Below are 11,664 nucleotides of genomic sequence, written 5' to 3'. Positions count from 1 at the left end.
GGAATAACCACGCCGCCGCGCGCTGGTTCCTTTGGGGCGGGATGGACGGTCGGCACTTGGCCCCGTGCCCAAGGTATGCGTAAAGACCTGATGCCCCGCATCCTGATCGACGCCGACGCCTGCCCCGTCAAAGACGAAACCTATAAAGTCGCCGCGCGCCACGCGGTGCCGGTGGTGGTCGTCAGCAACAGCCCGATCCGTGTGCCGCAAACCGCGCTGATCACCCGCAAAGTGGTGAGCGACGCATTCGATGCGGCTGACGACTGGATAGTCGAAAACACAGATGCGGCCACCGTCGTCATCACCGCCGACATCCTGCTGGCCGATCGCTGCCTCAAGCTGGGCGCAAGCGTGGTGGCGCCCAACGGCAAGCCCTTCACCTCCGCGTCAATCGGCAGCGCCATCGCCACCCGCGCGATCATGGCCGACTTGCGCGCCGGCGGCGACATAGTGGGCGGGCCGGCGCCGTTCTCGAAGCAGGATCGATCCCGCTTCCTCTCCGCGCTGGATGAAGTGCTGGTTAAGCGCGCGAGAGGGGCCTGAACCGGTCCGCTAGAGCCCGGCGGCGGTCTGCGAACGGACGACCTTCCCTGCTGCGTCCAGAAAATCGATGCGCGCCGCGCCATCGTTGTCCACCTGCAGCGTCAATCGCGCCCGACCCTGTCCATCGCGCAACACCAGCTTCGATGCCCCGTCGAAATCGCGGCCCAGGAAGGCGCGGCGCATGCTTTTGCCGAGCCCGGCGGCGTTGAAGGCGGCGTCCTTGCCGGGGCCATCCGGCATAAGGCGCAATGCCGTCATGCGAGGGAAATCGGCCGGACGGTCAGGGCGGTCCTCGACGAAAACGCCAGCCCGGCGCTGATCGCCGTCTTCCAGTGACTCGAAATAGAGCGTCTGATCCTGATGCCAGCGATCGAATGACAGATGGCCTGAGTTGGTGGGCTTGCCGTTTACATTGGCGCCATCGAACACCAGCCCGCCGTTCTCGGTCCCCTCGTCGTTGAGGAAGATCAGCCCTGCCTCGGTCCGGTTCGGGTGCGGATACTCCTTGCCGTCGATGAACAGCCCGCCGATGTGATCGCTGCCCGCGATGATAAGGCGCAGAGTCCCGTCATTCTCCCGCACGTTTATCCGCTTGACGTCTATCGTGTCGAAGCGCGCCGGGGTGACGGCACCAACCCCTGCAAGCAGCGTCCAAGCGGCAATTGCGGTCATGACGGCGGCGTAAGTCCCGATGGCACGGGATGGGTCTAGGCGAAGGTTCAAAGGACGTCTCCTGCCGGATGGCTGCGGGCGGGAAAGGTAACCCGTCATTCCGTCCGGCCCAAGCCATTGGCCACGCCTTATCGATATAACCGCACAATCCATCGCCGGGTGATCGCCTGACCCGATGAGGCCAATCGGATCAGGCCCCTTAAAATTGTCACGTCTTGGGCCTATTTCCGGATCAGTCGTTTCAACCACCCACCTTTGAGGGAGAATATATCCATGGGTATCGTCGGTAGCACCATCAAGCCGTTCAAGAACACCGCCTTCCAGCAGGGCAAGGACTTCTTCGACGTGACCGAGGCGGACATCGCCGGCAAGTGGGCCGTGTTCTTCTTCTACCCCGCAGACTTCACGTTCGTTTGCCCCACCGAACTGGAAGACCTTGGCGAGCAGTACGACGTGCTCCAGGGCCTGGGCGTTGAAGTCTATGGCGTGTCCACCGACACCCACTTCAGCCACAAGGCCTGGCACGACACGTCGGACAAGATCAGCAAGATCAAGTACGCGTTCCTGGGTGACCAGAACCACAAGCTGACCAATAACTTCGGGGTGCTGCGCGAAGACGCCGGCCTTGCCGACCGCGCCACTTTCGTGGTCGATCCCGACGGTGTGATCCAGCTGGTGGAAATCACCCCTGAAGGCGTGGGCCGCAACGCCAAGGAACTGGTCCGCAAGATCAAGGCCGCCAAGTACTGGCGCGAGCACCCCGGCCAGGTCTGCCCCGCCAAGTGGGAAGAAGGCGGCGAAACCCTGGCACCTTCGCTCGACCTCGTCGGTAAGCTCTAACCCCTACGCGACTGACCGGGTCGCGTGCTGAAGGTGTGCGGCCCGGGGCTCCCCTCCCCCGGCGCCGCACCCTTGTGCCGCCGGCGGACAGCCGGACCCCGGACCGCCCCCTCGTCACACATATTCCAAAGGACCCTGACATGCTCGAAGCCACCCTGAAGCAACAGCTCTCGCAATATCTCGCAATGCTTCGCGAGCCGATCGAGCTCGTCGCCTCGCTTGGCGACGATGCGAAATCCGCCGAAACCCGCGAGCTGCTTGAAACCATCGCCTCGCTTTCGGACAAGGTCACCGCCACGTTTGATGGCGACGATGTGCGCCGCCCCAGCTTCATCATTCGCCGTGCGTCGGACGCCAGCGCCTGGGTGCGCTTTGCCGGCCTTCCGTTGGGGCATGAATTCACCTCGCTCGTGTTGGCCCTGCTGTGGACTGGTGGCCATCCGCCCAAGGTTTCGGACGACGTTCTGGAACAGATCCGGGCACTGGAAGGCGGCACCGAGTTCGAGATGTATTTCTCGCTATCCTGCCACAACTGCCCTGACGTGGTGCAGGCACTGACGCTGATTTCGCTCAACAACCCGCACGTCAACGCCACGCTGATCGAGGGCGGCACGTTCCAGACCGAGGTCGAGGAGCGCGGCGTAATGGCCGTGCCCGCCGTCTTCCTGAACGGCAAGATGTGGGGTTCCGGCAAGATGAGCGTCGAGGAAATCCTCGGCAAGCTGGACACCGGCGCGGATGCCAAGGCCGCCGCAAAGCTGGCGGAAAAGAAGCCGTTCGAAGTGCTGATCGTGGGCGGTGGCCCCGCTGGTGCCGCCGCGTCGGTCTACACCGCGCGCAAGGGCTTTTCCACCGGCATCGCCGCCGAGCGTTTCGGCGGGCAGGTGCAGGACACCATGGGCATCGAGAACTTCATTTCGGTTCCCTACACCGAAGGCCCCAAGCTGGCGACCGCGCTGGAAGGCCACGTCGGCGAATACGACATCGACGTGATGAACCTCCAGCGCGCCGAAAAGCTGATCCCGGCTACCGAGGTTGGCGGCTTCCATGAGGTCGTGTTCGCCAATGGCGCGTCGCTCAAGGCGCGCAGCCTGATCCTCACCACCGGTGCGCGCTGGCGCAACCTGGGCGTTCCGGGCGAGGAGCAGTACAAGAACAAGGGCGTCGCCTATTGCCCGCACTGCGACGGCCCGCTGTTCAAGGGCAAGCGCGTGGCGGTGATCGGCGGCGGCAACTCCGGGGTCGAAGCCGCGATCGACCTGGCCAATATCGTCGGCCACGTCACCCTGATCGAATTCGACTCCAAGCTGCGCGCCGACCAGGTGCTGGTGGACAAACTGGCCTCGATGAAGAACGTCGACATCTTCACCTCTGCCCAGACCACCGAGGTTGAGGGCGACGGCGAAAAGGTCAACGCGCTGGTCTACAAGGACCGCACCAGCGGGCAGGAGCATAAGATCGAACTGGAAGGCGTGTTCGTCCAGATCGGGCTGGTGCCCAATACCGAATGGCTCAAGGACAGCGGCGTCGCTCTCTCGCCCCGCGGCGAGATCGTCATCGACGACAAGGCGGCTACCAACCTGCCCGGCGTGTTCGCGGCGGGAGACGTGACGACGGTGCCGTACAAGCAGATCATCATTGCCATGGGCGAGGGATCGAAAGCGGCGCTCTCCGCATTCGATTACTTGATCCGCAACGAAGCGCCGGAAGACATCGCCCAAGCCGCGCAGGAAGACGCTGCGCGGGAAACTCAGGCCGCCTGAAGACGATCTCTCTCAACGAGAGGCGGGCGGGAGTCGCAAGGCTCCCGCCCGTTTATGTTCAGGCTGCCAGCGGCGCCGGGTCGCGGTCGCGCTGTTTCTGGCGCATCGCCGCATAACCGGCCACCGCCGCAGCACCCGCCAGCGACAGCGCATCTTCCGCAAAGGCGACCGGGCGATCACGGCCCAGCGCCGAGGCTAGGCGCATCCGGACGCGATAGCTGACGTACGCCCCTGCCACTGCCCCCGCCGCGCCAAGTCCGGCGGCCAGCCAGCTCTTGCCGGGCCGCGCCGCCGCAGCGCCAGATAGCGCGCCGCCTATCGCCCTCCCGGCCAGCCCCGGCGGCGAAATGCGCGCCGGGATGCCGGGCTGCTTGTCCGCCACGTATTCGCCGATGGCCGCAGCGCTCATCAAAGCGCCGGTCCATTTCGAGCCGAGCAGCGCCAACGGCGTGCCTTGCAGGCCCAGCCCGCTTCCCGCAGCCGCTATGGTGACGGCAGCCGGCGGCGTGAACGTGCGCTGCCCGTTCGCCAGGCCCAGCAGCAGCGGCACCGCAATGTCATCCAGCGTGATCGCATCGCGGCTTGGCAGCGCCCGGCGCGCCAGCCTTTCGCGCAGAACCTTGCGCACCGCCTCGGTCACGAAGCCGAACACCAAGTGCGAGGCATAGCCGTACAGATGCGTGCGCACGGTGTAGCGCCACGGCGGGCGCGCCAAGCCGGTCAGCGGAACCGCGATCTGATCCACCAGCGTGGCAGCGGCAAGCCCCAGCGCCAACCCGCGCCAGCGCGTGACGCCGGGGCGCACTTCCGCCATCGCGCCATACAGCGAGCCGGTCAGCGCGCCGACGATGTAATGCACTGCCTCCCCGCCAACCGCGCGATCGGCGTTACCAAGGCGGTATCCCGTCGCCAGCATGGATGCACGATCGGCGGCCTTCTCGGTCGCGGGAATGCCACCGCCGTCGGGACGGAACACGGGGATGACCAGCGTTTGAAAGCCGTTCATGGCAGCCGATGCGGCAATCCCCGCCACTGCGCCAGCCGCCGCGCCGCGCGCAACATCAACCGTCGTATCGACGCGGTTCGGCGCTGACAAAGGCGGCGCCGACGGCATAAAGGCGGTTTCCGGAATAACGGGCGTGGTCATGGGCATGTCCTAGATGGAAAATGGGTTTGCCTCTTGTGACGAACGGGCACCGGCATGGTTCCCGTTACGCCATCTGGCGCGCACGATGCGCCCGTCGTTCGGGGCGGTCTGGCATGCCTGCGTGATGCACCGGGAACGCCGCCCCCTCGCCGCCCGTTGGCCCTGCATACCCTCAAGGAGAGTGACGATGCCCGCCAACGAACCCCAGGACCCCAAGACCAACGCTACGCCCAAGCCGGAATCCGAGCAGGAGAAGGAAATGGTCGAAGCCCAGAAGGATGCCGCCGAGGAGCGCGAGGAAGAAGGCGGCTACCAGTAAAGCCACCTACCGAAACGAAAACGGCCTTCCGGTGTCCCGGAAGGCCGCCCTCGGTGATCGTGACAGTGCCGGCTTACTGGCAGGCCAGGCACTCGTCGTAGTCGGTGGTTTCGGTGGCCAGTTCGAACTTGGCGAGTTCGCTGGTGTTGTCCGCTTCCACGCCGCCCGCAAAGCCGGCGCGCTGCACGGACTTGGAGCGCAGGTAATACAGGGACTTGATGCCTTTTTCCCACGCCTGGAAATGGAGCATCATCAAGTCCCACTTGTCCACGTCCGCCGGGATGAACAGGTTCAACGACTGTGCCTGGTCGATATAGGGCGTGCGATCTGCGGCGAATTCGAGCAGCCAGCGCTGGTCGATCTCGAAGCTGGTCTTGAATATCGCCTTTTCGTCCACCGACAGGAAATCGAGGTGCTGGACCGAGCCGCCATGCTCCAGGATCGAATTCCATACGTTGGTGGAATCCTTGCTCTTGGTTGCCAGCAGCTTTTCCAAATACGGGTTCTTCACCACGAAGCTGCCTGACAGCGTTTTGTGCGTATAGATGTTGGCCGGGATCGGCTCGATGCAGGCGGACGTACCGCCGCAGATGATCGAGATCGAGGCGGTGGGCGCGATCGCCATCTTGCAGCTGAAGCGCTGCATCACGCCCATGTCCGCCGCGTCCGGGCACGGCCCGCGCTCATTCGCCAGCAGGAACGAGGCTTCATCGGCCTTGGCGGCGATGTGCTGGAACATCTGCAGGTTGAGCGCCTTGGCCATCGCGCTTTCGAAGCCGATGCCACGCTTTTGCAGGTACGAGTGGAAGCCCATCACGCCCATGCCCACCGAACGCTCCCGCGCGGCGGAATACTTGGCGCGGGCCATCTCGTCCGGCGCCCGGTCGATGAAGTCCTGCAGCACGTTATCGAGGAAGCGCAGCACGTCCTCGACGAAATTCTTTTCGCCCTTCCATTCTTCCCAGGTTTCCAGGTTGAGCGAGGACAGGCAGCACACTGCCGTACGGTCGTTGCCCAGGTGGTCGCGCCCGGTGGGCAGGGTGATTTCCGAACACAGGTTCGACGTGGACACCTTGAGCCCCAGATCACGATGATGCTTGGGCATCGAGCGGTTCACGGTGTCGGAGAACACGAAGTAGGGCTCACCGGTGCGCAGGCGCACTTCGACCAGCTTTTGCAGCAGCGAACGCGCGTCGATCGTCTTGCGGATCGAGTGGTCCTTGGGGCTGCGCAAGTGAAACTCGGCCCCATCGCGCACGGCTTCCATGAACTCATCGGACAGCAGCACGCCGTGGTGCAGGTTAAGCGCCTTGCGGTTGAAATCGCCGGTGGTGGTGCGGATTTCGAGGAACTCCTCGATCTCCGGATGCGACACGTCGATGTAGCACGCCGCCGAACCGCGCCGCAGCGAGCCCTGGCTGATCGCCAGCGTCAGCGAATCCATCACGCGTACGAACGGGATGATGCCGCTGGTCTTGCCGTTGAGGCCAACCGGCTCGCCGATACCGCGTACATTGCCCCAGTAGGTGCCGATACCGCCCCCACGCGAGGCGAGCCACACGTTCTCGTTCCAGGTGGCGACGATACCTTCGAGGCTGTCTTCCACCGAATTGAGATAGCACGAGATCGGCAGCCCGCGCCCGGTGCCGCCGTTCGACAAAACCGGCGTTGCGGGCATGAACCACAGCTTGGAAATGTAATCGTACAGGCGCTGCGCATGCTCCTGATCGTCGGCATAGGCATCGGCCACGCGGGCGAACAGATCCTGATACTGCTCGCCGGGCAGCAGATAGCGGTCTTCCAGCGTGTCCTTGCCGAAATCGGTCAGCAGCGCATCGCGCGACGCATCGGTGACGACAGCGAAGCGGCGCGCATGGATGGTCTTGGAATCGCTGGGCACCTTCGCCGCCGCATCGCCATCGCCCGCAGGAGCAGCGCTTGGCGCGGCCGGCTTGGGTGCCGCGCCGCCCATGGAGGCAAACAGCCCCTCGATCGCGCTCGGCCCTTCGGCATAGCTCATATCCGCATCAGACACCTGACCCTCGCTTCCGTTCCTGAAATCCACTGGCGCCCTCGTTCGTTTACTGTGCCCCGATGGCGCGGCGATACAGGCGTTTCCATGCCGGAACATGATAAGCACACCTGAACAATTCGCACGGTACGAGAGCCTCTCACACCAAACCTAGTGGTGAAGACGCTCATTTACACCATCTATGGTGCTATGAATCATCAGGCCGACATAAAGTCAATGCTGCCGCCGACCGCCTCGGGACGCGAGTCGGCAGCCCTTCGTTGTCAACGCATCGGAACAAAAGAATTTATCCCAAGATTCGTGGGCGACCTTGCGCCGAAACGCATGGCGAATCGAAAATGGGAGCCAACGGCAATGATCCCGCACACCACCCTTGCAACCGGCGGCAAGCATGCCTCTATACGTGCGGGGTTAGGTGGCGGCGTGGCCGCATGACGGGAGTTGCGGATAATCATGTTCAACATCATCGGCGCGATCATCAGCGGCCTTATCATCGGCTGGCTGGCCCGGTATTTCTATCCCGGCACGGTGCCGATGGGCTGGATCGCCACGATCCTGCTGGGCATCGGCGGCTCGCTGCTGGCAGGGCTCGTCACCAGCCGGGGGCGGGGCGATTTCAGCCGGGCGGGATGTCTTGCCTCGATCCTGGGCGCGATCGTGCTGATATTCATCGGTCGCCACCTCAACATCGACTTCTGACGTGGTTGACTGAAGCGGGCGACGCCCGGGGCGCCCGCTTCTTTACGGCACCAGCACCGTGTCGAGCGGCTGCGCATCGGTGCCCGGATAATCGAGCGTATAGTGCAGCCCCCGGCTTTCATGGCGCTTTAGCGCGCTGCTGACGATCAGCTCGGCGCTTTGCAGCAGATTGCGCAATTCGATGAGGTCGGTCGATACGCGGAAGTGGCGGTAGTATTCCTCGATCTCGCCGTTCAGCATCTGGATGCGGTGATGCGCGCGTTCCAGCCGCTTGGTAGTCCGCACGATCCCCACATAGTTCCACATGAACCGGCGAATCTCCGTCCAGTTCTGCTTGATGACCACCTCTTCATCAGAATCGGTAACGCGGCTGGCGTCCCACGGACGGACCGGCGGCGGTGCGTCGAAGCTGTCCCACCGCTCCAAGATGTCAGCCGCTGACGCTTCGCCGAACACGAAACATTCCAGCAGCGAGTTCGACGCCAGACGGTTGGCGCCATGCAGGCCGCTTTCGGTGCATTCTCCGGCCGCGTACAGCCCCGGCAGGTCCGTGCGCCCATCCAGATCGACCAGCACGCCGCCGCAGGTGTAATGCTGGGCCGGGACCACCGGGATCGGTCCCTTGGTCATGTCGATCCCCAGCGTCATCAACTTTTCGTAGATGTTGGGGAAATGTTCGCGCACGAATTCGGGGGGCTGGTGGCTGATGTCGAGGTGGACGTAATCCAGCCCGAAGCGTTTGATCTCGGAATCGATGGCGCGCGCCACGACATCGCGCGGGGCCAGCTCCAGGCGCTCGGGATCGTAGAACGTCATGAACCGCTTGCCGGTGCGCGGGTTGATCAGGTGGCCGCCCTCACCGCGCACGGCTTCGGTGATCAGGAAGTTCTTGACCTCAAGATTGTACAGGCAGGTCGGGTGGAACTGCATCATCTCCATGTTGGAGACGCGCGCGCCGGCCCGCCACGCCATCGCGATCCCGTCTCCGGTGGCGCCGCGCGGGGCGGTGCTGAACTGGTAGACGCGGCCCGCCCCGCCGGTCGCCAGCACGGTGGCGCGCGCCGTGAACGCTTCCACGTTTCCGGTCTCTTCGTTAAGCGCGTAGACGCCCCAGACCCGGCCCGAGCCGGAATACCGCAACTCGTGCCGCCCGGTGATCAGGTCGATGCAGGACCGGCCCGGCAGCAAGGTGATATTGGGGTGGGCCTGCGCGGCCTGAAGCAGCGCCTGCTGCACCGCCCAGCCGGTCGCGTCCGCCACATGGACGATGCGCCGGTGAGAGTGCCCACCCTCACGCGTCAAATGCAGCGCGTTGCCTTCAGTGTTGAACGGCACGCCCAGTTCAACCAGCCGGGCAATCGCGTGGGGCGCGCGTTCGATCACGTATTCCACGGTGTCGCGCCGATTGAGGCCGGCTCCTGCGATCATGGTATCGCGAACATGCTCCTCGAACGTGTCGCCCGCATCGAGAACGGCGGCGATCCCGCCTTGCGCCCATGCGGTGGAACCGCCGGTAAGCGTGCCTTTGGCCAGCACGCCTACCTTGACCTTTTCGGCCAGGGCCAGTGCTGCGGTGAGGCCTGCCGCGCCTGAACCGATTACGAGAGCGTCGAAGATCTGCGAGGGATCAGAGGGCGTGTTCATTTCGCCTCCTAGCCACCGCGATGGCCGGACTGCAACTGTTTGCTGACCTGGCCCACGTGTTGCAGTGCGGCGTGGGAACGCTTATGATCCAATACGTAATTATATATACGCAATTGCACTGTCATGTCTGCTTGTTACGCAATTCGATTAGTCTAGTTAGCAGCGGAACCACATTAAAGGGCAGTTTATCGTGGCCATCTCGATACCCTTATGCTTTGCCAACAGGCATGACCCGGTCCGCTCCGACGTGACCTGGGATGGCATCAGCTACGTCGGTACGTGCAAGAACTGCGGCATGCAGATTCGCCGCAAGAAGCGGCATTTGTGGAAGCTTGACGATCACAAGAAGTCCGACGGTTAAAACGTTAACCCGCGCCTAACCAAGCAGCGCTCTTTGGCAGGATCCAGAGTGGTGCGGTCCTCACGGCCATCACAGTTGACCGCCCGCGGTTCACGTTCCATCGAAACGCCATCCGCCGCTTTACGCCGGCAAATCTTCGTTAGTGTGATAAACTATTCCGGTCGCAACCAAGGCTTGGCTGCGGCATCCGTTGACCGCGAATCAAGCGGTTTCGCGCACTTCCGTAGTAAGGCTGACGAACACATCCTCCAGATCGGCCTCGCGCGTGGTCACGTCCACGATGGTGAAGCCTTGCGCCTGCACTGCAGACAGAATTTCACCCGCGTTGCTGCGATCCTTGTCATACGTGATTTCCAGCACGCGCTCCCCGCTCACTTCGCATTTCACAAAGCCAGGATGATCGGGAAGCGCCGTCACGTCACGGTCAAAGGTCAGAACGATGATCTTTTCACGCGCCATCCCCACCATTTCGCGCGTCGGTTTGTTGGCGATCAGTTCGCCGTGGTTGATGATCGCGATGCGGTCGCACAGCTGCTCCGCTTCTTCCAGATAGTGGGTGGTCAGCACGATCGTCGCGCCTTCGCGGTTCAGTTCCGACACCAGTTCCCACAACTGTCGACGCAGTTCGACGTCCACGCCGGCGGTCGGCTCGTCCAGCACCAGCACCGGAGGCCGGTGCACCAGCGCCTTGGCAATCAGCAGGCGCCGCTTCATGCCGCCGGACAGGGTGCGGGCATAGGCATTGCGCTTGTCGGCCAGATGCACCGCGCGCAGCAGGTCTTCCGAACGGCGCAACGCCTTGGTGATACCGTAAAGCCCGGCCTGGTTTTCCAGCACCTCGAACGGAGTAAAGAACGGATCGAACACGATTTCCTGGGGGACGATCCCGATTGACCGCTTGGCGTTGCGGGTATCGCGGTCGATGTCGAACCCCCAGATGTCCACCGATCCGGACGTTTTCATCACCATCCCGGCAAGGATGTTGATCAAGGTGGACTTGCCCGCGCCATTAGGGCCCAGCAGCCCGAATATGCCGCCTTCCGGCACGTCGAAGGACACGCCTTTCAATGCCAGTTTGCCTTCGTCCGTCCCGGCCGGCGCGTAACGCTTGACCAGATCGCGGATGGCTATGGCGGGTGTCGAGCTGGAAGAGGGTTTAGTCATGCCCGCCATGTGAAGCACGCCGAGCGTGGCGTAAAGACTGCATCGGCCATCTTCCGGGTCGAAACCGCCGCGCTATGGCCTGTCATTGCGGCTGTCAAAGGCCTGGCGACTGCTTTCGATCGCCGGCCGCGCCTCGACCGCCCACGCACCCAGTGCCGCCACCGGCGTGGCCAGCGAGCGGCCCAGGTCAGTCAACGCATATTCGACGCGCACCGGCACGTTGACATGCACGGTGCGCACCACCAGTCCATCGCGCTCCAGCGCCCGCAGCGTTCGTGACAGCATCTGCTGCGAAACGCCGCGCACGGCACGTTTGAGTTCGTTGAAATGCAGCGGGCCATCCAGCAGCGTCATCACCATCAGCATCGACCACTTGTCACCCACCCTGGCCAGGATATCGCCCACCAGCCGGCAATCCTTGCTGGCAGGATCGTGCACCGGCAGATCAGCTTCGTCGAAGGTAGTCAGCTTCATGGTACC

13 protein-coding genes are annotated in these 11,664 nt (G+C 63.5%); 7 read left to right on the top strand and 6 right to left on the bottom strand.

The annotated features are described in order from the left end of the window. Positions 1-90 precede the first annotated feature (90 nt). Positions 91-543: a YaiI/YqxD family protein gene (locus tag ASE49_RS02805; RefSeq protein ID WP_156370043.1), complete on the top strand. Its 453-nt coding sequence runs from the start codon at positions 91-93 to the stop codon at positions 541-543. A 9-nt stretch (positions 544-552) separates the two neighbouring features. Here the strand turns inward: ASE49_RS02805 and ASE49_RS02800 are convergent, their stop codons facing one another. Further along, positions 553-1,266 (bottom strand): hypothetical protein, encoded by a 714-nt coding sequence (locus ASE49_RS02800; RefSeq protein ID WP_235522796.1) that lies wholly within the window; start codon positions 1,264-1,266, stop codon positions 553-555. A gap of 222 nt (positions 1,267-1,488) precedes the next feature. Here ASE49_RS02800 and ahpC point away from each other — a divergent pair, with 222 nt between their 5' ends. Next, entirely contained in the window at positions 1,489-2,055 is a 567-nt protein-coding gene (gene ahpC / locus ASE49_RS02795; RefSeq protein ID WP_056768544.1) for an alkyl hydroperoxide reductase subunit C, read from the top strand. A gap of 140 nt (positions 2,056-2,195) precedes the next feature. Next, positions 2,196-3,818, top strand: coding sequence for an alkyl hydroperoxide reductase subunit F (gene ahpF / locus ASE49_RS02790; protein ID WP_056768543.1), 1,623 nt, complete (start codon positions 2,196-2,198; stop codon positions 3,816-3,818). Positions 3,819-3,876: 58 nt separating this feature from the next. Here ahpF and ASE49_RS02785 read toward each other — a convergent pair whose 3' ends face one another. Beyond that, positions 3,877-4,965, bottom strand: a complete 1,089-nt coding sequence (locus ASE49_RS02785; protein ID WP_235522795.1) for a DUF1440 domain-containing protein — start codon at positions 4,963-4,965, stop codon at positions 3,877-3,879. A gap of 187 nt (positions 4,966-5,152) precedes the next feature. On the opposite strand from ASE49_RS02785, the gene ASE49_RS18825 reads away from it, so the two are divergent. Beyond that, a complete protein-coding gene (locus tag ASE49_RS18825; protein WP_268778233.1) occupies positions 5,153-5,284 on the top strand; it encodes a hypothetical protein in 132 nt (43 codons plus the stop codon). A gap of 73 nt (positions 5,285-5,357) precedes the next feature. Here ASE49_RS18825 and ASE49_RS02780 read toward each other — a convergent pair whose 3' ends face one another. Then, positions 5,358-7,256: a ribonucleoside-diphosphate reductase subunit alpha gene (locus ASE49_RS02780; RefSeq protein ID WP_442945933.1), complete on the bottom strand. Its 1,899-nt coding sequence runs from the start codon at positions 7,254-7,256 to the stop codon at positions 5,358-5,360. 216 nt (positions 7,257-7,472) lie between these two features. Between ASE49_RS02780 and ASE49_RS18015 the strand changes: the two genes are divergently transcribed. Together ASE49_RS18015 and ASE49_RS02775 are read left to right on the top strand one after the other, a co-directional pair. Further along, positions 7,473-7,751: a hypothetical protein gene (locus tag ASE49_RS18015; RefSeq protein WP_156370039.1), complete on the top strand. Its 279-nt coding sequence runs from the start codon at positions 7,473-7,475 to the stop codon at positions 7,749-7,751. An 18-nt stretch (positions 7,752-7,769) separates the two neighbouring features. Further along, complete coding sequence (locus tag ASE49_RS02775) at positions 7,770-8,015, top strand: GlsB/YeaQ/YmgE family stress response membrane protein (protein WP_056768541.1); 246 nt, start codon at positions 7,770-7,772, stop codon at positions 8,013-8,015. A gap of 42 nt (positions 8,016-8,057) precedes the next feature. On the opposite strand, the gene nadB is transcribed toward ASE49_RS02775, so the two are convergent. After that, the gene (nadB, locus tag ASE49_RS02770) at positions 8,058-9,659 is read right to left on the bottom strand and encodes an L-aspartate oxidase (protein ID WP_056768540.1); all 1,602 of its coding nucleotides are present in this window, start codon (positions 9,657-9,659) and stop codon (positions 8,058-8,060) included. 190 nt (positions 9,660-9,849) lie between these two features. On the opposite strand from nadB, the gene ASE49_RS18425 reads away from it, so the two are divergent. Beyond that, positions 9,850-10,020 (top strand): hypothetical protein, encoded by a 171-nt coding sequence (locus ASE49_RS18425; protein ID WP_162234213.1) that lies wholly within the window; start codon positions 9,850-9,852, stop codon positions 10,018-10,020. Between the two features lie 201 nt (positions 10,021-10,221). Here the strand turns inward: ASE49_RS18425 and ASE49_RS02765 are convergent, their stop codons facing one another. Together ASE49_RS02765 and ASE49_RS02760 are read right to left on the bottom strand one after the other, a co-directional pair. Then, positions 10,222-11,184, bottom strand: coding sequence for an ABC transporter ATP-binding protein (locus ASE49_RS02765; protein WP_056768660.1), 963 nt, complete (start codon positions 11,182-11,184; stop codon positions 10,222-10,224). A gap of 72 nt (positions 11,185-11,256) precedes the next feature. Beyond that, positions 11,257-11,658, bottom strand: a complete 402-nt coding sequence (locus ASE49_RS02760) for a winged helix-turn-helix transcriptional regulator (RefSeq protein WP_056768539.1) — start codon at positions 11,656-11,658, stop codon at positions 11,257-11,259. Positions 11,659-11,664 lie beyond the last annotated feature (6 nt).

The sequence above is a fragment of the Novosphingobium sp. Leaf2 genome, from assembly GCF_001421325.1.
In the GTDB taxonomy this organism is placed as follows: Bacteria; Pseudomonadota; Alphaproteobacteria; order Sphingomonadales; family Sphingomonadaceae; genus Novosphingobium.
This window is presented reverse-complemented; position numbering and strand designations above follow the sequence as displayed.